Source organism: Bacillus sp. 22475, assembly GCF_052044835.1.
GTDB lineage: Bacteria > Bacillota > Bacilli > Bacillales > Bacillaceae_G > Bacillus_A > Bacillus_A cereus.
Map to the genome: position 1 here is coordinate 98,084 of NZ_JBQENW010000014.1, position 22,495 is coordinate 120,578.

The window sequence follows — 22,495 nt, forward strand, 5'->3', positions numbered from 1 at the left end:
GATGTAAAATTTTATAATCTAAAAATAATAGGAGGAGAAGTGTATGTGTCTGTTCAGAAAATATTGGCATAAATTATCAAGATTGTTTAATAGACAATTAAGCTATTTTTTAGATGGTAAATTATTGCCTGCTGTGGAACGACTTTTATTTTCGCAAAACTTTGCAAGGTTTATTCAAAGAAACTCTAAGCAAGCTACGGAAGAATTTATAAAATCAAGCCAATTTCAATCTATTATTTGCAACATTTTAAAAGAATGCAATACATCACCTTTTAAAGAAATTGCAAAGCAGTATTTAGGTAAAAACGTTGAAATTACGGTGACAGTTGGACAATTAACAGGCGTTATTGTAGCAGTCGGTGATGATTTCTTAACATTGCAAGAAGGTATAGGAACTGAAGTTTTATTACCATTTACAAGTATTATATCAATTAAAGAAGTGTAAGAAAGGAGAGCTATATATGTTATTTACTGATGAATTACGTAACCATGTTGGTGAATTAGTGCAAGTTGTGACAGCTGTAGAAATTGTTACAGGCATTCTTTTATCTGTGACAGATGGGGCGGTAAGTGTTCGTACTTCTCCTTCTTATGGACCACCGGAAGATGTAATTGTGCGTACTCCTATTATTGCTTATGTTCGCTTGGAAGGGTAAGCGTGATACAAGTATGAGAGTATCAGTTGTTATTCCAGCGCACAATGAAGCGAGTACTTTATCACAAGTTTTAGTAGAAGTGGAGAAGCTCAAGCCTTACGAAATTATTGTAGTAGATAATGGCTCGACAGATGGAACGAAAGACATAGCGTTACAACATCATTGTCACGTGATTTATTATAAACATTCTCTTGGCAATGATGTTGGACGGGCTATTGGAGCTAGAGAAGCAAAAGGTGAAATTGTTTTGTTTTTAGATGGTGATATTGTTATTGATAGTAAAGAGTTACAACGTTTCGTGAAAGGAATTCGACAAGGGCATCAAATTGTTGTGAATAATTTAACATGGTCGGTTTATTTAAAGATGAGACCACATTATACGACAGTTGGAAAGTTCATGTTGAATCGTTATTTGAATAAAAAGGAGCTTGTTGTTGGATCTTTAATTGCAATTCCACATGCGATGAGCAGGGAAGTTATCGAGAAACTTGGGTGGTGGAATTTAGCAGATCCAGCACTATTTCAAGCGATAGCGATGTCTAGAGGAGTAGATATTGTTGATACGGCTTCGGTCGATGTAATTCACACAAATAAGGTTCGTTCTGTGCATACAGGAACATCACCTGGTTCTCCTTATCCGAAAGCGACTAGCCGTATTATGGGTGATCATTTACGTGCTTTGCAATATGTAATCGAAACATATGGTAAACGCGGCGGTTTTTCGGAGGGAAACAGGGATAGGGAGTTTATAGGGAACTATAAACCAGTTGTATTAAAGAAGGAAAAAGCGAAATATAGTGCGATTATACCAGTGTCAGAAGAAAAAATGACGATAAGATCTGTTATACAAGAAGTGAAAAAAGCAGGGGTAGATGAAATTATTGTTGTCGCGAATGGAGCGGATTTTGAGACTGTTAAACAGGCAAAGCTAGAGAATGTTATTGTTGTTGAATTCGGGGAGGCGCTTGGACATAATGTAGCACGAGCGATAGGTGCCATGCATGCTACGGCAGATATTTGTTTATTCGTTGATGGTGATTTTGTTATTCCAGCAAAAAAACTCACTCCATTTTTGCAAGCTGTTGAAGATGGAAGTGACGTGGTTTTAAATGATTTACAATGCTTATTAGATATGTTTCATCCTGCAGATCCAATTAGTATGGGGAAATATTTTGTGAATTTAGTAGCGAAAAGACCGGATTTATGGAATAACTCATTAACGGCAGTACCACATGCTATGCATAAAAGGGTAATAGAGAAAATAGGATATGACTCGCTTGTTATTCCGCCATTAGCTCAAATGAAAGCTATTTTGGAGGTTTTTTCTATTACAGCAGTAGAATTTGTAGATGTTATAAAAACCAATCGGGTACGCCCGGAGCAACATGGATTTGTAAATGGACGTATTCCGGCATTTGACCGTATTTTCGGTGATCAACTTGAGGCGATTGCTTATCTATTACAATATACAGACGAACGTGGGAGTTTTACAGATGGAGATCGCGATAGAGACACTATTCAACAATTGAGAAAGGAAGAAAAGAATACAGATGAATGCTAGTAGTAAAGTAGCTATTATTGGATTAGGGTATGTTGGTCTTCCTTTAGCAGTCCATTTTGCAGAAAGAGGACATACCGTACTTGGATTAGATAAAGATACTAGAAAAATAGAATCGATTATAAAAGGAGAAAGTTATATTCCAGATGTTTCTTCTAAAGTGTTGCAAAGTTTATTGACTAAAAATAAATTAATAGTAAATACACCAGATAAAGGTATTACTGATTTCCAAAGTAGTGATTATGTTATTGTTACTGTTCCAACTCCAATTAATGAACGAAGAGAACCAGATTTAAGTGCCCTCATTTCAGCTTCGCATTATATACAACAAAATCTCCAAAAAGGACAAACCTTCATTTTTGAAAGTTCCACATATCCAGGCACACTTGAGGAAGTTGTTATTCCTATTATTTCTCAAGCTGGCCAAAAGGTAGGAGAAGATTTCTATATCGGATATTCCCCTGAGAGAATTGATCCAGCAAATAGCCAATATTCAGTTCAATCTATTCCAAAAGTTATTAGTGGACAAACAGAAAAGTGTAAACAAAAAGTACAGGATTTATATAGTACCATTTTTGACGTAGTTGTACCTGTTAGTTCGCCGAAAGTAGCAGAGATGTGTAAGCTATTTGAAAATATTCAGCGCTTAGTTAACATCTCTTTAGTAAATGAGTTAAACACATTATGTGAAAGTTTAGGGATTGATTTTTATGAGGCCATTGAAGCGGCATCTACAAAACCTTTTGGATTTACTCCGTATTGGCCAGGACCAGGGATAGGGGGGCACTGTATTCCCGTAGACCCCTTATATTTTCAATGGAGAATAAAAAAGAATGGGGCAATTAGTCAATTAATTGAGGCGGCACATGTAATTAATGAAGAAATGCCAGAGAAAATAGTACGGAAAGTAAAGGGCATGGTGCAATCACCCGGACTAGTTTTAATTGTAGGAATCGCATATAAGAAAGATGTAAATGATTTGAGAGAATCACCGGCTTTGCCAATTATTCAATTATTAATAAAAGAAGGATACGAGATAAAATACCATGATTCATATATTTCTTCCGCGGAAATTGGAGATAAGGTGTATCAATCTGTTGCTTTGGATGAACAAACAGTTAAAGAGGCAGGTTGTATTTTAATTTTAACTGACCACTCTAATATCGATTGGAAGCTTTTTAAAGGAATGAACCGAGTAATAGATACACGGGGAATTATAAAGAAGGTGATTGTATGAGTAAGAAATGTTTAATTACAGGTGGGGCCGGATTTATTGGATCTCATTTAGCTGAAGAGTTGGTGAGAGGGGGTTATGAAGTCACAATTGTGGATAACTTCTATAAAGGGAAAAATAAGTATCATAATGAGCTAATGAGAGAGATTCGGGTTATTCCAATAAGTGTTTTAGATAAAAATTCTATTTATGAATTAGTAAACCAACATGATGTAGTGTTTCATTTAGCAGCAATTTTAGGTGTTAAAACGACAATGGAAAAAAGTATAGAGCTCATTGAAACGAATTTTGACGGAACGAGAAATATTTTACAAGCAGCATTAAAAGGAAAGAAGAAAGTAGTTTTTGCATCTACTTCAGAAGTGTATGGTAAAGGCAAACCGCCTTTCTCTGAAGAAGGAGATCGATTGTATGGGGCAACTTCTAAAATTCGTTGGAGTTATGCAGTTTGTAAAACGTTAGAAGAAACATTATGTTTAGGATACGCATTAGAAGGGTTACCTGTAACGATTGTTCGTTATTTTAATATTTATGGTCCAAGAGCGAAAGATGGTCCATATGCAGGGGTAATCCCGCGATTTATCCGTGCAGCTTTGCAAGGAGAAGACATTCTCGTATATGGAGATGGAAAGCAGACACGTTGCTTTACGTATGTGAGTGATGCGGTAGAAGCAACAATTCGGGCAATGGATGAGAAGGTAAATGGTGAGATTATTAATATAGGTTCTGAGAACGAACAGAGTATAAAAGAAGTAGCAGAAACAATTAAAAAACTAACGAAATCTTCTTCGAAAATTGTACAAGTTCCTTTTGAGGAAGTATATCCACATGGCTTTGAAGAAATTCCGAATAGAAGGCCGAACGTAACGAAGTTAAGAGAACTTGTTCAATTTCAAGCGACAGTAACGTGGGAACAAGGATTGAAAGAAACTATTAAATGGTTTCGTGAAGAAAACAATGGCTAAGTCGCTATCAGTTATTATTCCTGTAAGTAATGAAGTAGATACGATTTCAGACGTTATTCAATCGGTAAAACCGTTAAATCCAGTAGAGATTATTGTAATAGCAAATGGTTGTAATGATGGTACAGAAGAGGTTGCTGATCGGCTAGGGTGTAAAATAATCAGGCATAAAGAACTATTAGGAAATGATGTTGGGCGTGCAGTCGGCGCAAAACATGCGATAGGTGATGTATTACTATTTATAGATGGGGACTTTGCTATTCCAACTTCCAAATTACAATTGTTTCTTAATCCAATTTTTCATGATCAGACTGACATCGTTTTAAATAATTTGGACGCATTGTTTTTAAAGAAACAAAAACCCCATTCCGTTACAGTGTGGCGTCAAATATTAAATGCAATGTTAGAGCGTGAAGAATTAAAAATAGATTCTTTATTATCTGTACCTCATGCGTTGACGAAAGAAGTCGTCCAAAGTATTGGATATGAATGTTTAGTTAATCCTATTGTAGCTCATTTACGTATAGCACAAAGTAAATGGAGAATTAGCCGTCATTGTGCTATTGATGTTATTACGCCGAATAAATTTCGACCGATTGAACATGCTGCATATGGCACGAGTCTTTCTCACTCTGAAAGACGAATGATAGGTGATCATATAGAAGCAGTTGCAGAACGAATAGTAAGCAGTGATATACGCGGGGGATATTATGATGGAAATAGGAAAAGGAATAGCGTCTATCATACTTTAAGTTTTGAAGATTTTTATCAAGGATGGGGCGTGACATCCAATTTGTATAAAGGAAAGCAACTATCAGTTGTTATTCCTGTACAAAATGAAGAGAAAACAATTGGAAACGTTATAGAAGAGCTTCGTAAAATTGAACCTTTTGAAATCATCGTTGTCGTAAATGGTTCGTCAGATAAAACAGCAACGATTGCAAAAGACAAAGGCGCAACAACCATTGTATATAAAGAAGCCCTTGGAAACGATGTAGGGCGTTCACTTGGAACTTATTTTGCAAAAGGAGAAATTGTGTTATTTATAGATGGTGATTTTGTTATACCAGCTAGTGAGCTATATCCTTTTGCAAAAGCTATAGCAGATGGAAAGGACGTCGCATTAAATGATTTAAATCATTATTTAGATTTAAGAGTACCACTTCATCTTGTAACTGCATTTAAGTATGCACTAAATTTAGCTTGTGATAGAAAGGATTTAGGGGTAGGCTCACTTATTGCGGTGCCTAATGCATTTAGCCACAAGTGTTTGCAAGCAATTGGATATAAATCTTTATTGTCACCTTGTGTAGCACAGGTGAAGGCTCTTCTTTCTGGATTTGAAATTGCATGTGTATGTCGTGTTGAGGTTGATAAGATGAACCGTATTCGTCCCAGTGAACATTTTGCAAAAATAGGTCATCCTCCAGCTGTACTTCGGATTATAGGTGATCATATAGAAGGACTAGAGCAAATAATTGCATTAACAGACAATCGTGGCGGATTCTATGATGGCAATAGAAAAAGAGATGTTTTATAGAAGTAACAAAAAAAGTGTACAACATGTGTACACTTTTTTGTTCTGTTATAAAAACTATAACAGATTAGGAGATAAGAGTATTACAGCTCTACAATGGGTATTGTTCTTATATTACAAAATAGGACTCGTATATAAGGATACCAAAAAAATACAATTAAGGAAAGGGTTAATTTTAAAGACTTTTAAATGAAGTTAACACTATATATATAGTAGTTTGCTCAATATTTCACAAACATGTCACAACTATTTCGTTCACTTTCGTAAAAAAGTAGTATTCTAAGTGTGTAAGCTGTTATATAAAAAATCTTAGTCCTGTACTAATCAAAAATGGAGGAGATTAGGATGACTCAAGTATTAGAAAATGTTAAAAACGCATGGGAAAACTTTAAAGGTGAAAAATGGAAAGCAGAGATTGATGTTCGCGATTTCATTTTAAATAATGTAAACGTTTTCGAAGGAGACGAATCTTTCTTAGCAGAAGCAACTGAAGCAACGAAACAACTTTGGGATCAAGTAATGGATTTAACAACAAAAGAACGTGAAAACGGTGGCGTTCTTGATATGGATACAAAAATTGTTTCTTCTATTACATCACATGACCCAGGGTACTTAAATAAAGATATTGAAAAAGTAGTCGGTTTCCAGACTGATAAACCATTTAAACGTTCTTTACAACCATATGGTGGTATTCGTATGGCAGAACAAGCTTGTGAATCTTATGGATACGAAATGGACAAAGAACTTAGTCGTATTTTTAGAGATTGGAGAAAGACTCATAACCAAGGTGTATTTGATGCTTATACACCAGAAATGAGAAATGCACGTAAATCAGGTGTTATTACTGGTCTTCCAGATGCATACGGTCGTGGACGCATTATCGGTGACTATCGCCGAGTAGCATTATATGGTATTGATCATTTAATTGAAGCGAAAAAAGCTGATTTGAATTTAACTGGTGGTGTAATGAGCGAAGATACAATGCGTTTACGCGAAGAGTTATCTGAGCAAATGCGTGCACTTCAAGAACTAAAACAAATGGCTGCTTCTCATGGTTTCGATATTTCTAAACCAGCAACAAATGCACAAGAAGCATTCCAGTGGTTATACTTCGCATATCTTGCAGCGATTAAAGAGCAAAACGGAGCTGCAATGAGTCTTGGACGTACTTCTACATTCTTAGATATTTACATTGAAAGAGATTTAGCAAATGGTACTTTAACAGAAGAAGAAGTACAAGAAATTGTAGATCACTTCATTATGAAATTACGTCTTGTGAAATTCGCAAGAACACCTGATTATAATGAACTATTCTCTGGTGACCCAACTTGGGTAACTGAATCTATCGGTGGTATGGCATTAGATGGTCGTCCATTAGTAACAAAGAACTCATTCCGTTTCTTGCATACATTAGATAATTTAGGACCAGCTCCAGAACCGAATTTAACAGTTCTTTGGTCTAAACAATTACCAGAGAACTTTAAAAACTACTGTGCGAAAATGTCCATCAAAACATCAGCAATTCAATATGAAAATGATGACATTATGCGTGCTGATTACGGCGATGATTACGGAATTGCTTGTTGTGTATCTGCAATGAGAATCGGTAAGCAAATGCAGTTCTTCGGAGCTCGTGCAAACTTAGCGAAAGCATTATTATATGCGATTAACGGTGGTAAAGATGAAAAATCAAAAGCACAAGTTGGTCCTGAGTACGCACCAATTACTTCTGAAGTACTAAATTACGAAGAAGTTATGCATAAGTTTGATATGACAATGGAATGGTTAGCGGGTCTATATTTAAACACATTAAATGTTATCCATTACATGCATGATAAATATAGCTATGAACGTATTGAAATGGCACTTCATGATACAAATGTTCTTCGTACAATGGCAACAGGTATCGCGGGTCTATCTGTAGTAGCAGACTCATTAAGTGCAATTAAATACGCACAAGTAAAACCAATCCGTGATGAAAATGGTATTGCAGTCGACTTCGAAATTGAAGGGGACTTCCCTAAATACGGTAACAATGATGATCGTGTAGATGAGATCGCTGTAAATCTCGTGAAAACATTTATGAATAAACTTCGTAAACATAAAACATATCGTAATTCCGTTCATACAATGTCAATTTTAACTATTACATCTAACGTTGTATACGGTAAGAAAACTGGTAACACTCCAGATGGACGCCGTACTGGAGAACCATTTGCACCAGGTGCAAATCCAATGCATGGACGTGATACAAAAGGTGCATTAGCTTCATTATTATCTGTAGCTAAATTACCATATGAAGATGCACAAGATGGTATTTCTAATACATTCTCTATTATTCCAAAAGCACTTGGTAAAGAAGATGATGTACAAGTACGTAACTTAGTATCTATGCTTGATGGCTATGCAATAAAAGAAGGCCATCACTTAAATATTAACGTATTTAATCGTGAAACATTAATGGATGCAATGGAACATCCTGAGAAATATCCACAATTAACAATTCGCGTATCTGGTTACGCTGTAAACTTTATTAAATTAACTCGTGAACAACAAATTGATGTAATTAACCGTACAATGCATGAAAGCATGTAAATGAAAAAAGTATCCCTTCGCTTTTAATACATAGCGAAGGGAGGCTGTTTCAATAAAGGAGGAAGTAACATGGTAAAAGGAAGAATACATTCTGTAGAGTCTTGTGGTACTGTTGATGGCCCAGGGATTCGTTATGTCATATTTACACAAGGGTGTTTATTACGTTGTCAATATTGTCATAATGCGGATACGTGGGAAATCGGTAAAGGTAAAGAAATAACAGTTGAAGAAGTGATGCAGGATGTGACATGTTACCTTCCATTTATTGAAGCCTCCGGAGGCGGTATAACAGTTAGTGGTGGAGAACCATTATTACAGCTAGACTTTTTAATTGAGTTGTTTAAAAAGTGTAAAGAGGCTGGTATCCATACAACAATCGACTCTTCTGGTGGTTGTTATTCGGAGGAACCAGAATTCCAAAATAAGCTAGATATTTTAATGGATTATACAGATTTAGTTTTATTGGATTTGAAACATATTGATTCCAAAAAGCATCGTAAATTAACAGGGAAACCAAATGAACATATTTTACAATTTGCTCGTTATTTATCGGATAAGAATAAACCGATTTGGGTACGACACGTATTAGTTCCCGGTGTTACGGATAATGAAGAGGATCTACAAAAACTATCTAGCTTTATTCAAAGTCTGTCTAATGTTCAAAAAGTTGAAGTGTTACCATATCATAAGCTTGGTGTATATAAATGGGAGGCGCTTGGACACAAGTACCCACTCGCAAATGTAGAACCACCTACTGAGAAAAATGTAGAACATGCTAAACATATTTTACAAGCGGTCTAATCCAAATATTGGATTAGGCTTTTTGCTTTCTTTACAATAAAATCTAGAGTATATATTGATAAAAGAGTATACTGAAAGTAGAATATCCATAATTTTGTACGGAATAAGTGGATAAATTTACATAATTGTAAAGGGAAATCAAAATAGTAAAAAGAATTAAGAAGTAAAAGAGTGAGTATCATGGAATAGAGAACATTTGTAAGTTATTGCGAAAGCTCTTATAGGAAAGTATAATGTAAAGATATGAGCACAGATAGGATTAAGGGGTCAATCTTATATGCTTTGCATATCCACGACAGGTACATAGCTGAAAAGGGAATTATTAGAATCTGTTTATGTAATTTTTAAGGAAAATGTTTTTCCTATTGTCGTATATGCAATATGGAGAAACAAAAAGCTAGGAGTGGATTTGTTTGATAAAAAACCCCAAGGTTTTAATATTAACTGCACATTACGGTAATGGTCATGTGCAAGTAGCAAAAACATTAGAACAAACATTTCGCCAAAAAGGAATTGAAGATGTTATTGTATGCGACTTGTTTGGAGAATCACATCCATTTATAACTGACATTACAAAATATCTATATTTAAAAAGTTATACAATAGGAAAAGAATTATATCGTTTGTTTTATTACGGGGTAGAAAAAATTTATGATAAGAAAATAGCATCTTGGTATGCGAACTTTGGAAGAAAACGTTTGAAAACACTGTTACAGGTGGAGAAACCAGATATTGTAATTAATACATTTCCAATTATTGCTGTACCAGAATTGAAAAAACAAACGGGGATTTCAATTCCTGTCTATAACGTATTAACGGATTTTTGCGTGCACAAAATATGGATTCATCGAGAAGTAGATCGTTATTTTGTTGCAACGGATCACGTGAAAGAATTGATGGTTGATATCGGTGTACCTGCGGAACAAATTGTTGAAACAGGAATTCCAATTCGGAGTAGTTTTGAGTTAAAGGTAAATTCAGACATCATATATAATAAATATCAGTTATGTAAGAATAAAAAGATTTTACTAATTGTAGCAGGTGCTCATGGGGTATTAGGAAATGTAAAAGAACTATGCCAATCATTTATGTCAGTGCCTAATTTACAAGTAGTTGTCGTTTGTGGAAAAAATGAAGCTTTAAAACATGATTTATTAAGCTTACAGAAGCAAAATTCCGATGCATTAAAAGTGTTTGGGTATGTTGAAAATATTGATGAATTATTCCGAGTTACTTCGTGTATGATTACGAAACCAGGCGGAATAACATTAAGTGAAGCAGCAGCGTTGCAAGTACCTGTCATTTTATATAAGCCTGTTCCAGGACAAGAAAATGAAAATGCGATATACTTTGAAAAAAAAGGAGCAGCAGTTGTCATTCGCGATGATAGTGAGGTTTTTGCAAAAACAGAGGCATTATTACAAGATGATGTGAAGCTTCTTCAAATGAAAGAAGCAATGAAAAGCATCTATCTTCCAGAGCCAGCTGGCCATATTGTAGATGCAATTTTGGCAGAAAATCATGCAGAACCGCGTCATATACCTATTAAATCACCTGCTCTTGCACAATCTTTTACTTAATATGAAACCCTCTTTGTATATGTAAAGAGGGTTCTTTATTATTTTCAAAGAAAATTCAGCTACTTATCCACAAAAGGATTGCGTTTTCATTAAACAGTAAAGTCGGAATATTAACAACTATATCCACATTGTCCACAATTTTTAGAAAAATATCCACAATTAAAACAGCTGATATATGCTTTAATATAGAAAAATATTAAGTGTTTTTGAAAATTACTAACAATTCCATTGATTTTGTGGATAAAGTTGTCCACAGCAAAAGGACCCTTATGTATAAGGGTCCTTTTTGCTTACTTCTATCAGTCGAGAAAATTATGTAATGAAAATGAATAATTAGGGGGGAAACTTCTAATTATTCATTTTCACTTTAAATGCTTTTCGAGCGATATCCTGCTGCACGATCTGCTTTTTGAAATTCGCGTTGATAGAGAACTTCTTGTGTACTAGATAATGTGTTTTTTGCTTTATCACGTTTCTTTTTATCCATTACAAATCACCTCGTGTCTTAAAGTTACTATTTATCGTTTCCAAAGACATGAGGGGATATACGCATATGGAAAATGTTAATGATTGATTATCATTTCAGAAAATTTAGATTATGCTTCTTTTAATTGATGAGCATCTTGGAAGGGTGTATCTCGCATTGTAGCAAGTGTGTATTGATCTTTTGGAATTTCATATAAGTTATATACTTCTTCGTTTGCGTTAATTTCATCATATACGGCTTTTCTTGTTTCATTTGCTAGATTCACATATTGCAGTTTTTCTGCAGCTTTAATAGAACGAATATTTATTTTACGAATACGCATGAAAATTGTTTCAATATCTAATTCATAGAAAAGTTCACTAAAAAATGAATCTTTTGCCAATTTATTATAGCCTTTTCCATGATATGGTTTGCCAAGCCATGTCCCGAGAAATCCAGCTTTTTCTTGCACATCAAATAAAGTAATTGTTCCGATAGGGTTACCCCATTCATCTAAAATTGTGCGTGAAATTAATTCACCACGCTCTTCAGCTTCAATCGTTTGTTTCGTTAAGAATAAATATTCTTCATAAGAATAAGCCTTTTGACGCACAAAAGGGAAGACAGCTGGATCCACCATTAACTCGTATAGAACGTGGCTGTCGTGTAAGTCGCGTTTTTTCAACATACTAACTCCTCCTCACACGAGGGTAGCATGACGAAAAAACACCCCACCCTCGAAATTTTTATATCAATCTTTAAAAAATTTCGGGGTGGGAATCGAACCCACTAGAACCAGTTTCTAACGCTGGTGGCGCACCATTTGCCTTCCCCATTCATCAATTTGAAAATGATAATCACGACACAAATTGATTATGGTTTCATTCAGTTTATAATCGTATAATACTTTATCTAGTCAAAAAAATAAACTAGTTTTTTTTATTTTTTTTGTAAATTATTTTTCCATCAATCATAGTTAGTACAGGCTTGGCTAAATAATGGAAAGGATGATGAGTCCATAACACGAGATCGGCGTCTTTTCCAACCTCGATGCTTCCAATTCTATCCTCTAAACGCAAATTTCGGGCTGGGAATATGGTGATTCCTTCTAGTGCTGTTTTCTCGTCTAACCCTTCTCTTACTGCGACAGCAGCACAAATATTTAAATACTGAATGGGTGTATAAGGATGGTCTGTTGTTATAGAAACTTCCACACCATTTTTGGATAATATATGGTAAGTATCCCATGTCTTGTTTTTTAGTTCGATTTTAGAACGGCGTGTCAGAGTGGGACCAACTGAAACCTTCAAATTGTGTTTCGAAAGCTCTTCAACAAGAAAGTGTCCTTCTGTACAATGTTCAATACGTAGATCGAGGTTGAATTCCGTTGCAAAGCGTAGCGCAGAACTAATATCATCTGCTCGATGGGCGTGGATACGTACGGGTATTTCACGACGTAATGCTTTTAAAATAGGAAGCATTCGAAAATCAGCTTCGTGCCCGTAGTGTTGTGCTTCATAGAATGATTCCCGAAGTAACCCCATAATCCCCATACGTGTTATGGATTCTTTTGTTCCATTACTATGGACTTTTTTAGGGTTTTCTCCAAAGGCAATCTTTAAACCAGCAGGTTCTTGAATAATCATATGATCAATACAAGTTCCAGCTGTTTTTATTACACAAGTAGTACCCCCGATAATATTTTGACTGCCAGGCATAACGTGAACGGTTGTAATTCCATTTTGTACAGCGTCTTGAAAGGCGATATCGAGAGGATGGATTCCATCTAAAGAACGAATATGTGGTGTTGAAACTTCAGATGTTTCATTGGCATCATTTCCAGCCCAACCAGTACCTTCATCATAGAGACCAAGGTGAGTATGGACATCAATAAAGCCAGGTAAGAGATGGAGTGCTCGTGCATCTATAACGGTCATATCTTGAGTAGGTTGAATAAAAGGTTTGACCTCGGTAATTCGCTCTCCTGTAACGAGTACATCACCTTGAAACTTTGGAGATGTAATAGGGTATACAATGGCTTGTTTGAGCAATATTTTCATAGGTACCTCATTTCTGTTACTTTATAATGCTAATGGAAGTTAAGGGAAAGTAACTGAAAGGTTATTTGTATGGTAATGCTTCGGATCCTAGAAAATGAAAGTTTTAAAAGGGCCCATGTAAAATTGTGTTTTAGAAGTACTACATTGTATGCGAAAGTATATTTTGTAATGCATGGTCTATTGCCGGAAATGTGTATTGGTATCCATGTTTAATTGCTTTACTAGGTAATACATGTTGCCCTTCTAGTACAAGTATGCTCATCTCACCTAATAAGGCGTGAAGCATAAATGAAGGGACAGGCAGCCAATGTGGTTTTCTCGTTGCAGCAGCGATGGTCTTTCCAAATTCCTTCATTCTTATAGGTGTTGGTGCTGTCATATTAAGAGGACCATCAATTTCTTTTTTGTGTATGATGAAATCCATCATACGAACGACATCGTCTATATGAATCCATGATAACCATTGTTTCCCAGAACCAATGGTGCCGCCGATATAGAATTGATAGGGAAGTAACATTTTTGGCAAGGCTCCGCCATCTGCACCTAATACAACGCCAAATCTTGTGTAAATTGTTCTTATTCCGAGAGAACATGCTTTAGCTGCTTCTTGTTCCCATAAAAATACTGTTTCTGCTAAAAAGTCATTTCCGGGAGTTTCTTGTTGCTCAGTAAAAGACTCTATTTCAGATGTTCCGTAGTATCCAATAGCACTTGCATTAATAAATGTATGTGGTTTTTTATGGAGTGCCTGCAATTGTTTAATGAGTCCTTTTGTTGTTTGAATTCTACTGTTTAAAATGGCTTTCTTTTGTTTCTTTGTCCATCTACTATTAATAGACTCTCCGGCTAGATTAATAACTACATCAATAGAAGAGAGGGGGAAGGTTTGTAAATCTGGTGTCCATTGAACATACTGAAGGTTAGGGTCGGAAGTTTCAGTAGTTTTTTTTCGTGTGAGGATGTAAACAGTATATCCTTTTTGAACAAAAAAAGTAGAAAGATATTTACCGATAAAGCCTGTACCACCAGAAATTGCGATTTTCACAAGTATTTCCTCCTCATTATATATATTCTTGAAAAGAAAAAATGTTCCTCGACTATGTTAAAATAATAGAGAGGTGAGAGTATGGCTGTCATTACAAAAATAGAAGTACAAAAACGATCGAAAGAACGATTTAATATTTATATTGATAAAGGCCAAGGTGAAGAATACGGGTTTAGTGTGGATCAAGTAATCTTAATGAAACATGGATTACAAAAAGGCTTAGAAATTGATGAAATAGAGTTAGGAAATATTTTGTACAATGAAGAGGTACAAAAAGCATATTTACAAGCAATCTCCTATTTATCCTATCAAATGAGAACAAAACAAGAAATAGAAGATTTTTTACGAAAAAAAGAAGTGGGACAGGCCATCATCTCTGAAGTCGTTTCGAAATTATTACATGACCGATATATTAATGATAAAGAGTACGCTGTTTTATATACGCGAACGCAAAGTAATGTGAATCGAAAAGGTCCAACTGTTATTAAAAGAGAGTTGTTAAATAAAGGTGTTCAAGATTTACTTATTATGCACAGTTTACAAGAATATCCGAAGGAAAAGCAAATTGAGAATGCCTTGTTTCTCATAGAAAAGAAGAAAAAATCTTATCAAAAGCATTCTTTTTTACAAATGAAGCTAAAGTTAGATGAGATGCTTGTTCGAAAAGGATATTCTAGAGAAGTAATTCAAATTTGTTTGGAAGAATTGAAAGACGAAAGAGATGACGAAAAGCAACAAGAAGCGTTACACTATCATGGAAATAAATATTATGAGAAATATAAGAAGCATGATGGATGGACATTTGAAAACAAGATGAAACAAGCGTTATATCGAAAAGGATTCTCTATTGATGAAATTGAGATATTTTTGCAAATGAAACGCGAAGAGGAATGAGGAGAATAAGATGAATATGCCAAAACGCTACAGTGAAATGACACCGCATGAGCTAAGGGAAGAAATTGGCGCTTTGAGGGAGCAAGCAGTAAAAGCTGAGCAGCTTGGGATTGTCAATGAATTTGATGTATTAATGAGAAAAATGGCAATGGCTCGTGCTTATATGACGGATATAAACAAGTTCCGTATTGGTGAAATATATGAATTAGCAGAAGAACCTGGTGTATTATTTAAAATTACGTATTTCAATGGGGTATTTGCTTGGGGATATAAGCAAAATGATAATGAAGAGATTGGCATACCAATTTCCTTATTGCAAGAAAAATAAAAACCAGAGAGCACATATCTCTCTGGTTTTCATCTTTGGTAGGCGTTAAAGGAGATAGGAGATTCTAAAATTGGCGTTTTTTACATTCATTTGCCAATATAATGAGAGACTGGGTTTGTTGCGTCTGTCCGTTAACTTGCGCTTTCGCATGTTTTGGACGAGTCCACGTATGGTTAAATAATTCAGAACGACTATCTAAGCGATCACGGTAGCTCATCTTTATCACCTCGTGTAGGAAGTTAATTTAATTTGTACTACTCTTCCTGCTGATTTGCAGCACGCATACGTTCTTGTGGGTGCGTGTTAATTGTGCCGTTAGGTCGCTTCGAAGCGAAGCGTGATTTCGCTTTCGGCTGACCGTCGATTTTGCTGTTGTTTTTTGACTCAGACCAAAATTCGGCTTGTTTACCCATTGCGAACGCCCTCCTCCTCATCAGTTGATACCTCTTTAAGAAGTATCACTTATAGAATGTGCAAAACAGAAGAAACTATCCTTTAGAAATGAAGGGATAAATAGGTAAAAGGAGATTAGAACATGAATGATATTTATGAAGCATTAACGAAAGAATTATTAGACAAGAATGACAAGCTTTCTTACGGACAAGCTCGTGCATGGGTTGAATTACTTTGGGAAGATTTTCAAACAACTTATGCAAAATCAGGGCGTTATCAAGGTGAGGAAATGACTGAGCAAGTGGTACGATCATGGATTAATAATCATGGTGTACGCCTTCATGAAATGCGTACAAACAATCCGAAGTATAGTCATTTAATTAATCAAGAAGATCATTTGAAACATTAAAAAAAGCGACTTGAGTCGCTTTTTTTAATGTGGAAGTAATTCCAGTTTTTTTCGAAGTTTTTCTTCACTAAAAATCCATCCCGTATAGGAACTAATAATATTTAAATTATGGTCGAGCTGAACAATCGCGACAAATGGATAATAATCTTTACTTCGATACCGTAAATCAATGAATCGTACTTCGTAATAATGATCATGATCAAAAATATCCCAGCGATATACAGGAGAGAAAGATAGGAAGGCCGAGATGTTTTCATCTTGTTTAGCTGCTCGCATAATATCATTGTCTGGGAACGGTACCCGATCGAACTTGTCATATATCATGATGTTACCACGGTGCCATCTCGCAACGTAGTAATAATCAGCTGTAACGACTGCTAAATGATAATGATAAAATCGGTAAGAAGGAGAAATGATAATCTTTTCGACATTTTTGAAACGTTTGTGTACAACGCTTCTTATATTTCTGTGCATCATAATTCGTCCGATATAGTAAACAATCATTAATATATATGCTGCTAAGGCAGTGTATCCTTTATGAGAACCGACGAGCATGCAAGCAATTGCAAGTATATGGATAAAGAAAATTACGGTATCGAATGTATTAATCACGCCGAGTGCGACCCATTTTTTTGTGAAAGGCCGTAATGCTTGTGTACCATAGGCGTTGAAAATATCTACAAAGACGTGAAGGAAGACTGCAATAAATGACCAAAGTAGTAGATGAAGATATGGAGCGTTTGAAAAGAAGGCGAAAGAGATGCCACTTATAAGGAATGACCAAAGAATTACCGCGGGAATGGAATGAGTAACTCCGCGATGATTTCTTATATATTTAGCGTTATTACGCAATTTTAAAACTGTGTCAATGTCAGGAATGTTGGAACCAGCAATTGTAGCAAGCATAACAGCTTGTGGGCCAATATCACTTTGTGCTATGGCTGGGTCTAATGTTGCTAAGCTACCTAAAGTGATACCCATAACAAGGTGAGTGGCTGTGTCCATAGAAATCCACCTCCGTTTTTTATTAATGTAACTCTTTTTATTCGATACCTCAAGTCCTTTGCCTTCAATTTCCTATGCCATCTTACTTAAATTTTTTCCTAAAATCTTTATAATAGTACTTATATGCAAAAAAATGAGGGGGATCAAATTTGACACTTGAAATACTAAAAAATTTTAATATAGAGCAGTTTCAAAATGATTTAATTGGTTGGTTTGAAGAGGAGCAGCGCGACTTACCATGGAGAAAAAATAAAGATCCATACCGCGTTTGGGTTTCGGAAATTATGTTACAGCAAACAAGAGTAGAAGCTGTAAAACCATATTACGCAAATTTTATGGGGAAGTTTCCTACACTTGAAGCGTTAGCAAACGCAGATGATGAAGAAGTATTAAAAGCATGGGAAGGTTTAGGATATTATTCTAGAGCGCGAAATTTACACGCGGCTGTAAAAGAGGTAAAAGAAGTATATGGCGGAATAGTACCGAGTGATGTAAAGAAAATTGAAAAGTTAAAAGGAGTAGGACCATATACAAAAGGTGCTATTTTAAGTATCGCATATGGTATACCAGAGCCAGCAGTTGACGGAAATGTTATGCGTGTATTATCTCGCATTTTATCAGTATGGGATGACATTGCAAAACCAAAGACTAGAAAAGTGTTTGAAGAGATTGTGCGTGAAATTATTTCGAAAGAAAATCCATCTTATTTTAATCAAGGTTTGATGGAGTTAGGTGCATTGATTTGCATTCCCAAAAATCCATCTTGCTTACTTTGTCCTGTACGTGAGCATTGCAGAGGATATGCTGAAGGTGTTCAAAAAGAACTACCAGTAAAAAGTAAAGCGAAAGCTCCTACAATGGTACCTATTGTTTCAGGAGTACTTCAAACTGAAGATGGTCGTTACGTTATTAATAAACGTCCAAGTAGCGGATTATTAGCTAATATGTGGGAGTTTCCGAATATTGAACTTGGCGAAGGGATTCGAAGTCAGAAAGAACAGCTTATAGATTATATGAAAGAAAAGTTTGAGCTTTCGATTTCTATTGATGAGTACGCAATGAATGTACAACATACATTTACTCATCGTACTTGGGATATATTTGTATTTTACGGAAAAGTAACCGGTGATATTGTTGAAACAGATACATTGAAACTTGTATCGAAAGAAGCATTTGAGCAGTTACCTTTCTCTAAATCGCATCGTACGATTTATGAGAGTTGTGTTGAGAAAATTACAATGCAATAAACAAAAAAGTGTTCCCTAAATTGGGAACACTTTTTTAATCGTAAGAAATTTTTGTCCCATGAGTCCAACTGGCATCACCTTCTTGTAAGCCGCCCCTTGATTCGATCTCTATTACAATTTCTTTATAAATACTTTGCCCTTCCGCATTTAAATAGGGCAAAATCTGTTGTAATGAATGATGAAAATAAGCTAATTCATCTTCTTTCCATTCATTTTTTGAAAGCATCGTTAGTTCAGTCATATCGCGTCCTATATACATACTTCCACCTCCATTTCCTATAGTTTGAATGAGTAACAAAAGTTATATGCGGAAATTTAAAAAAAGAAAATTACGGATAGCTTCTAAATAAATTGGTTACATTATTGGTTGTGGAGGTGAGAAAGATGAGTAAAAAACAACAAGGTTATAACAAAGCAACTTCTGGTGCTAGCATTCAAAGTACAAATGCTAGTTATGGTACAGAGTTTTCAACTGAAACAGATGTACAAGCTGTAAAACAAGCAAACGCACAATCAGAAGCAAAGAAAGCACAAGCTTCTGGTGCACAAAGTGCAAACGCTAGTTATGGTACAGAATTTGCAACTGAAACAGACGTGCATTCTGTGAAAAAACAAAATGCTAAGTCAGCTGCAAAACAATCACAATCTTCTAGCTCAAATCAGTAATGAAAGAAAAACACTTCTCCAATTCGAGAGAAGTGTTTTCTTTGTGTGCGGGTCATTGTAATGAAAAGAAAGTGAACGACATAACTTCTAATAAGTCAACAAATGTTGTCAAAGGAGAAGGAAGTTAAAGATTAGAAATATGTAATTAGGAATAATAACTGATGAATAAGTCCAAAAGGGGGTAAGTAATGAACGATTTTGATAAGTTGGTAGGGGAGCAATTAGAAACGATGGATGAGTTGTTAAAGTTACAAGCACATCTAGAGAAGTATCAACAAATTGAAATGAATGAAAAAGATACGTGCGATAAAAAAGAACTGCATTTTATCCGTCAGGAAATATATAGAACAGAAGTAGCGTTGAAGATGTTACATGAGAAATTTGAAGAACAAACGAATAGTGTAATCCAATCTTTTGCAACTGAAAAAATGATTTCAAATTTAGGATAAGATATATTATTGCCTTCAGGTGAAAAGTCCTTCAAATAGAGAGGGGCTTTTTCTATTACATGTCCTCGTTTATAAATAATACAGTATAATCCTTGTTTTCTGAGAAGATTGGGTATTATTGTATTCAACGATAAACCTCCTGCATATTCAGTGTGGAAAATAGAGTCTTATCCCTTTAGTTTTAAAATTTTGACAAAAAAGTTATAATAGAAGAAAAGTGAATGCCGTTCAAAGGGCATTTGCAGTTGAAAGAAGGGAGCATATATGGGATTTCCCAAAGAAGGAGAAAAAGTACAAATACATAGTTATAAACATAATGGCTCCATTCATAGAATGTGGGAAGAAACAACAATTTTAAAAGGGACACAGAGTCTTGTGATCGGAGCGAATGATCGTACAGTAGTTACAGAATCGGATGGCCGAACATGGATTACGCGTGAACCAGCAATTTGTTATTTTCATGCCAACTATTGGTTTAATGTGATTGGGATGCTTAGGGAAGAGGGCGTATATTATTATTGTAATTTAAGCTCCCCTTTTGCGTATGATTCTGAAGCATTAAAGTATATTGATTATGATTTAGATATTAAAGTGTATCCAGATATGACATATACGCTTCTAGATGAAGATGAGTATGAAAAACATAGTCAAATTATGCAGTATCCACCTGTTATCGATACAATTTTAAAACGAAATGTAGCACATTTAACACAGTGGATTCATCAAAGAAAAGGTCCGTTCGCACCAGACTTCGTAGATATGTGGTATGAACGATATTTAATGTACAGAAATTAAAACAAACCTGCAGGGGGCTTCCCGGCAGGTTTGTCCTATTAGAGGGGGGATTATGTGCAGGGCATAAAAAGATATTTACAATTTGTTAAACCATATCGATGGCTTATCGCTATTACAATTATTATTGGACTAGTTAAGTTCGGTATCCCACTTATTATGCCGTGGTTATTAAAGTATATTATCGATGATGTAATTCAAGGCGGAGGTTCACTTCAAGATAAAACATCTCAATTAATAACAGCGATTGGAATTGCTTTTTTTATTTTTGCGGTATTAAGACCACCGATTGAATATTATCGTCAATATTTCGCACAGCGTATCGCAAATACAATACTGTATGATTTGCGGAAGCATATTTTCGGTCACTTACAAAAGTTAAGTTTACGTTATTACTCCAATACAAAAACAGGAGAGATTATTTCGCGTGTCATCCATGATGTAGAACAAACGAAGGATTTTGTAATTACTGGTTTGATGAACGTCTGGTTAGATACTGCAACAATTGCTATTGCCATCATTGTTATGTTTTCTATGAATATAAAATTAACATTTGTTGCGTTATTGATTTTACCTATTTATGTAATTGCAGTGAAATATTTTTTCGGACGTCTTCGGAAATTGACGAAAGAGCGTTCACAAGCGTTAGCGACGATGCAAGGGTATTTGCATGAACGTATTCAAGGAATGCAAGTGACACGTAGCTTTGCGTTAGAAGAGTATGAGGGGAAGCAGTTTGAAAAAAGAAATAATGAATTTTTAACGAAAGCATTAACCCATACAAGTTGGACGGCGAGAACATTCTCGGCAGTAAATACGTTAACAGATTTAGGTCCGTTACTTGTGATTGGTTTTGCAGCATATGAAGTAATTCAAGGGCAGTTAACGCTAGGGACGATGGTAGCTTTTGTTGGATATATGGATAGTTTATATAGTCCGCTTCGCCGCCTTGTTAATTCATCTACAACATTAACACAATCTTTTGCATCGATGGACCGTGTGTTTGAACTGTTAGATGAAAAATACGATATTGTTAATGTGCCAAATGCGGTACAAACGAAAAAATTAAATGGAGAAATTGTATTTGATAATGTTTCTTTTCGTTATAATGCAGATGAAAAAGAGATATTACACAACTTGTCATTAACTATGCAGCCTGGAGAGAAAGTAGCGCTTGTAGGAGCGAGTGGGGGAGGAAAGTCATCTCTTGCTAGTTTGATCCCACGCTTCTATGATGTTTCTGAGGGAGCGGTTTATGTAGATGGGATAGATGTAAGAAAGTATAATATGAGAAATTTACGTAGTAATATTGGAATTGTACTGCAAGATAATTTATTGTTTAGCGATACAATTGGAGCTAATATATTATATGGAAATCCGAAAGCTACAGAGCAAGAAGTGATTGCAGCTGCCAAAGCCGCGCAAATTCATGATTTTATTATAGACTTACCAGATGGTTATAATACTGTCGTTGGAGAACGTGGTGTAAAGCTATCGGGCGGGCAAAGACAACGTGTGGCAATTGCACGAGTGTTTCTAAAGAATCCGTCGGTACTTATATTGGATGAAGCAACTTCGGCATTGGATTTAGAAAATGAAAGGTATATTCAAGAGGCGCTTCAGACGTTAGCTGCTGACAGGACGACGATTATAATCGCACATCGATTAGCGACGATTACGCATGTTGATACGATTATTTACATTGAAGACGGTGAGATTAAAGAAACTGGTTCTCATGAAGAGTTAATGCAAAAAAAAGGATTTTATTACAATTTATATCAACTTCAACATATAACAGAAACAGCTCCTTTAGTATAA

26 protein-coding genes are annotated in these 22,495 nt (G+C 35.4%); 18 read left to right on the forward strand and 8 right to left on the reverse strand.

Annotated features, from left to right (window positions below; genetic code table 11):
• The first annotated feature begins 43 nt into the window (after nt 1–43).
• From ACTJJY_RS20680 to ACTJJY_RS20725, 10 genes are all read left to right on the forward strand, one after another.
• Nucleotides 44–445: a DUF2642 domain-containing protein gene (locus ACTJJY_RS20680; protein WP_440606417.1), complete on the forward strand. Its 402-nt coding sequence runs from the start codon at nt 44–46 to the stop codon at nt 443–445.
• 16 nt (nt 446–461) lie between these two features.
• Nucleotides 462–656 carry a hypothetical protein gene (locus ACTJJY_RS20685; RefSeq protein WP_000899476.1) on the forward strand — a complete coding sequence of 65 codons (195 nt, stop codon included), beginning with the start codon at nt 462–464 and terminating at the stop codon, nt 654–656.
• A gap of 13 nt (nt 657–669) precedes the next feature.
• Nucleotides 670–2,217, forward strand: coding sequence for a glycosyltransferase family 2 protein (locus ACTJJY_RS20690; RefSeq protein WP_440606429.1), 1,548 nt, complete (start codon nt 670–672; stop codon nt 2,215–2,217).
• Nucleotides 2,207–3,451: a nucleotide sugar dehydrogenase gene (locus ACTJJY_RS20695; protein WP_440606418.1), complete on the forward strand. Its 1,245-nt coding sequence runs from the start codon at nt 2,207–2,209 to the stop codon at nt 3,449–3,451. The genes ACTJJY_RS20690 and ACTJJY_RS20695 overlap by 11 nt, the downstream gene beginning before the upstream one ends.
• Nucleotides 3,448–4,413 (forward strand): NAD-dependent epimerase/dehydratase family protein, encoded by a 966-nt coding sequence (locus tag ACTJJY_RS20700; RefSeq protein ID WP_440606419.1) that lies wholly within the window; start codon nt 3,448–3,450, stop codon nt 4,411–4,413. The genes ACTJJY_RS20695 and ACTJJY_RS20700 overlap by 4 nt, the downstream gene beginning before the upstream one ends.
• Entirely contained in the window at nt 4,406–5,950 is a 1,545-nt protein-coding gene (locus ACTJJY_RS20705) for a glycosyltransferase family 2 protein (RefSeq protein ID WP_440606430.1), read from the forward strand. Before ACTJJY_RS20700 ends, ACTJJY_RS20705 begins: the two co-directional genes overlap by 8 nt.
• Nucleotides 5,919–6,140, forward strand: a complete 222-nt coding sequence (locus ACTJJY_RS20710) for a hypothetical protein (protein WP_002094217.1) — start codon at nt 5,919–5,921, stop codon at nt 6,138–6,140. The genes ACTJJY_RS20705 and ACTJJY_RS20710 overlap by 32 nt, the downstream gene beginning before the upstream one ends.
• Nucleotides 6,141–6,292: 152 nt before the next feature.
• Nucleotides 6,293–8,542 carry a formate C-acetyltransferase gene (gene pflB, locus ACTJJY_RS20715; protein WP_161520377.1) on the forward strand — a complete coding sequence of 750 codons (2,250 nt, stop codon included), beginning with the start codon at nt 6,293–6,295 and terminating at the stop codon, nt 8,540–8,542.
• Nucleotides 8,543–8,611: 69 nt separating this feature from the next.
• Complete coding sequence (pflA, locus tag ACTJJY_RS20720; protein ID WP_000238466.1) at nt 8,612–9,343, forward strand: pyruvate formate-lyase-activating protein; 732 nt, start codon at nt 8,612–8,614, stop codon at nt 9,341–9,343.
• 413 nt (nt 9,344–9,756) lie between these two features.
• A complete protein-coding gene (locus ACTJJY_RS20725) occupies nt 9,757–10,923 on the forward strand; it encodes a diglucosyl diacylglycerol synthase (RefSeq protein ID WP_098587879.1) in 1,167 nt (388 codons plus the stop codon).
• 367 nt (nt 10,924–11,290) lie between these two features.
• Here ACTJJY_RS20725 and ACTJJY_RS20730 read toward each other — a convergent pair whose 3' ends face one another.
• From ACTJJY_RS20730 to ACTJJY_RS20745, 4 genes are all read right to left on the reverse strand, one after another.
• The gene (locus ACTJJY_RS20730; protein WP_000358482.1) at nt 11,291–11,410 is read right to left on the reverse strand and encodes a YfhE family protein; all 120 of its coding nucleotides are present in this window, start codon (nt 11,408–11,410) and stop codon (nt 11,291–11,293) included.
• Nucleotides 11,411–11,519: 109 nt separating this feature from the next.
• Nucleotides 11,520–12,077 carry a GNAT family N-acetyltransferase gene (locus ACTJJY_RS20735; RefSeq protein WP_325764342.1) on the reverse strand — a complete coding sequence of 186 codons (558 nt, stop codon included), beginning with the start codon at nt 12,075–12,077 and terminating at the stop codon, nt 11,520–11,522.
• A 241-nt stretch (nt 12,078–12,318) separates the two neighbouring features.
• Entirely contained in the window at nt 12,319–13,449 is a 1,131-nt protein-coding gene (locus ACTJJY_RS20740) for an amidohydrolase (protein ID WP_000698297.1), read from the reverse strand.
• Nucleotides 13,450–13,588: 139 nt separating this feature from the next.
• Nucleotides 13,589–14,494, reverse strand: coding sequence for a TIGR01777 family oxidoreductase (locus ACTJJY_RS20745; protein WP_161520375.1), 906 nt, complete (start codon nt 14,492–14,494; stop codon nt 13,589–13,591).
• An 81-nt stretch (nt 14,495–14,575) separates the two neighbouring features.
• On the opposite strand from ACTJJY_RS20745, the gene recX reads away from it, so the two are divergent.
• On the forward strand, nt 14,576–15,388 hold the full coding sequence (gene recX, locus ACTJJY_RS20750) for a recombination regulator RecX (protein ID WP_000268513.1): 813 nt from the start codon (nt 14,576–14,578) through the stop codon (nt 15,386–15,388).
• Between the two features lie 10 nt (nt 15,389–15,398).
• Nucleotides 15,399–15,716 carry a YfhH family protein gene (locus ACTJJY_RS20755; RefSeq protein WP_440606420.1) on the forward strand — a complete coding sequence of 106 codons (318 nt, stop codon included), beginning with the start codon at nt 15,399–15,401 and terminating at the stop codon, nt 15,714–15,716.
• Nucleotides 15,717–15,780: 64 nt separating this feature from the next.
• Here the strand turns inward: ACTJJY_RS20755 and ACTJJY_RS20760 are convergent, their stop codons facing one another.
• Both ACTJJY_RS20760 and ACTJJY_RS20765 read right to left on the reverse strand, forming a co-directional pair.
• A complete protein-coding gene (locus ACTJJY_RS20760) occupies nt 15,781–15,933 on the reverse strand; it encodes a YpzG family protein (RefSeq protein WP_000122093.1) in 153 nt (50 codons plus the stop codon).
• Between the two features lie 37 nt (nt 15,934–15,970).
• Nucleotides 15,971–16,129: a small, acid-soluble spore protein K gene (locus ACTJJY_RS20765; protein WP_000517891.1), complete on the reverse strand. Its 159-nt coding sequence runs from the start codon at nt 16,127–16,129 to the stop codon at nt 15,971–15,973.
• A gap of 122 nt (nt 16,130–16,251) precedes the next feature.
• On the opposite strand from ACTJJY_RS20765, the gene ACTJJY_RS20770 reads away from it, so the two are divergent.
• Nucleotides 16,252–16,518, forward strand: a complete 267-nt coding sequence (locus ACTJJY_RS20770) for a YfhJ family protein (RefSeq protein WP_000998159.1) — start codon at nt 16,252–16,254, stop codon at nt 16,516–16,518.
• A 24-nt stretch (nt 16,519–16,542) separates the two neighbouring features.
• On the opposite strand, the gene ACTJJY_RS20775 is transcribed toward ACTJJY_RS20770, so the two are convergent.
• On the reverse strand, nt 16,543–17,523 hold the full coding sequence (locus ACTJJY_RS20775) for a metal-dependent hydrolase (RefSeq protein WP_223618157.1): 981 nt from the start codon (nt 17,521–17,523) through the stop codon (nt 16,543–16,545).
• Between the two features lie 149 nt (nt 17,524–17,672).
• Here ACTJJY_RS20775 and mutY point away from each other — a divergent pair, with 149 nt between their 5' ends.
• The gene (mutY, locus tag ACTJJY_RS20780) at nt 17,673–18,770 is read left to right on the forward strand and encodes an A/G-specific adenine glycosylase (protein ID WP_440606421.1); all 1,098 of its coding nucleotides are present in this window, start codon (nt 17,673–17,675) and stop codon (nt 18,768–18,770) included.
• A 34-nt stretch (nt 18,771–18,804) separates the two neighbouring features.
• Here mutY and ACTJJY_RS20785 read toward each other — a convergent pair whose 3' ends face one another.
• On the reverse strand, nt 18,805–19,029 hold the full coding sequence (locus tag ACTJJY_RS20785; protein ID WP_000275439.1) for a hypothetical protein: 225 nt from the start codon (nt 19,027–19,029) through the stop codon (nt 18,805–18,807).
• 125 nt (nt 19,030–19,154) lie between these two features.
• Here ACTJJY_RS20785 and ACTJJY_RS20790 point away from each other — a divergent pair, with 125 nt between their 5' ends.
• The 4 genes from ACTJJY_RS20790 (at nt 19,155) to ACTJJY_RS20805 (ending at nt 22,495) form a co-directional block, all read left to right on the forward strand.
• On the forward strand, nt 19,155–19,436 hold the full coding sequence (locus ACTJJY_RS20790) for a gamma-type small acid-soluble spore protein (protein WP_000039046.1): 282 nt from the start codon (nt 19,155–19,157) through the stop codon (nt 19,434–19,436).
• Nucleotides 19,437–19,624: 188 nt separating this feature from the next.
• Nucleotides 19,625–19,885, forward strand: a complete 261-nt coding sequence (locus ACTJJY_RS20795; protein ID WP_000997575.1) for a YgaB family protein — start codon at nt 19,625–19,627, stop codon at nt 19,883–19,885.
• A gap of 264 nt (nt 19,886–20,149) precedes the next feature.
• A complete protein-coding gene (ntdP, locus tag ACTJJY_RS20800) occupies nt 20,150–20,680 on the forward strand; it encodes a nucleoside tri-diphosphate phosphatase (protein ID WP_000506627.1) in 531 nt (176 codons plus the stop codon).
• Between the two features lie 54 nt (nt 20,681–20,734).
• Complete coding sequence (locus tag ACTJJY_RS20805; protein ID WP_440606422.1) at nt 20,735–22,495, forward strand: ABC transporter ATP-binding protein; 1,761 nt, start codon at nt 20,735–20,737, stop codon at nt 22,493–22,495.

Coding starts and splice junctions, on each gene's coding strand:
- ACTJJY_RS20680 (WP_440606417.1), top strand. CDS start 44: ATGTGTCTGTTCAGAAAATATTGGCATAAATTATCAAGATTGTTTAAT.
- ACTJJY_RS20685 (WP_000899476.1), top strand. CDS start 462: ATGTTATTTACTGATGAATTACGTAACCATGTTGGTGAATTAGTGCAA.
- ACTJJY_RS20690 (WP_440606429.1), top strand. CDS start 670: ATGAGAGTATCAGTTGTTATTCCAGCGCACAATGAAGCGAGTACTTTA.
- ACTJJY_RS20695 (WP_440606418.1), top strand. CDS start 2,207: ATGAATGCTAGTAGTAAAGTAGCTATTATTGGATTAGGGTATGTTGGT.
- ACTJJY_RS20700 (WP_440606419.1), top strand. CDS start 3,448: ATGAGTAAGAAATGTTTAATTACAGGTGGGGCCGGATTTATTGGATCT.
- ACTJJY_RS20705 (WP_440606430.1), top strand. CDS start 4,406: ATGGCTAAGTCGCTATCAGTTATTATTCCTGTAAGTAATGAAGTAGAT.
- ACTJJY_RS20710 (WP_002094217.1), top strand. CDS start 5,919: ATGATGGCAATAGAAAAAGAGATGTTTTATAGAAGTAACAAAAAAAGT.
- pflB (WP_161520377.1), top strand. CDS start 6,293: ATGACTCAAGTATTAGAAAATGTTAAAAACGCATGGGAAAACTTTAAA.
- pflA (WP_000238466.1), top strand. CDS start 8,612: ATGGTAAAAGGAAGAATACATTCTGTAGAGTCTTGTGGTACTGTTGAT.
- ACTJJY_RS20730 (WP_000358482.1), bottom strand. CDS start 11,410: ATGGATAAAAAGAAACGTGATAAAGCAAAAAACACATTATCTAGTACA.
- ACTJJY_RS20735 (WP_325764342.1), bottom strand. CDS start 12,077: ATGTTGAAAAAACGCGACTTACACGACAGCCACGTTCTATACGAGTTA.
- ACTJJY_RS20740 (WP_000698297.1), bottom strand. CDS start 13,449: ATGAAAATATTGCTCAAACAAGCCATTGTATACCCTATTACATCTCCA.
- recX (WP_000268513.1), top strand. CDS start 14,576: ATGGCTGTCATTACAAAAATAGAAGTACAAAAACGATCGAAAGAACGA.
- ACTJJY_RS20755 (WP_440606420.1), top strand. CDS start 15,399: ATGAATATGCCAAAACGCTACAGTGAAATGACACCGCATGAGCTAAGG.
- ACTJJY_RS20760 (WP_000122093.1), bottom strand. CDS start 15,933: ATGAGCTACCGTGATCGCTTAGATAGTCGTTCTGAATTATTTAACCAT.
- ACTJJY_RS20765 (WP_000517891.1), bottom strand. CDS start 16,129: ATGGGTAAACAAGCCGAATTTTGGTCTGAGTCAAAAAACAACAGCAAA.
- ACTJJY_RS20770 (WP_000998159.1), top strand. CDS start 16,252: ATGAATGATATTTATGAAGCATTAACGAAAGAATTATTAGACAAGAAT.
- ACTJJY_RS20775 (WP_223618157.1), bottom strand. CDS start 17,523: ATGGACACAGCCACTCACCTTGTTATGGGTATCACTTTAGGTAGCTTA.
- ACTJJY_RS20785 (WP_000275439.1), bottom strand. CDS start 19,029: ATGTATATAGGACGCGATATGACTGAACTAACGATGCTTTCAAAAAAT.
- ACTJJY_RS20790 (WP_000039046.1), top strand. CDS start 19,155: ATGAGTAAAAAACAACAAGGTTATAACAAAGCAACTTCTGGTGCTAGC.
- ACTJJY_RS20795 (WP_000997575.1), top strand. CDS start 19,625: ATGAACGATTTTGATAAGTTGGTAGGGGAGCAATTAGAAACGATGGAT.
- ntdP (WP_000506627.1), top strand. CDS start 20,150: ATGGGATTTCCCAAAGAAGGAGAAAAAGTACAAATACATAGTTATAAA.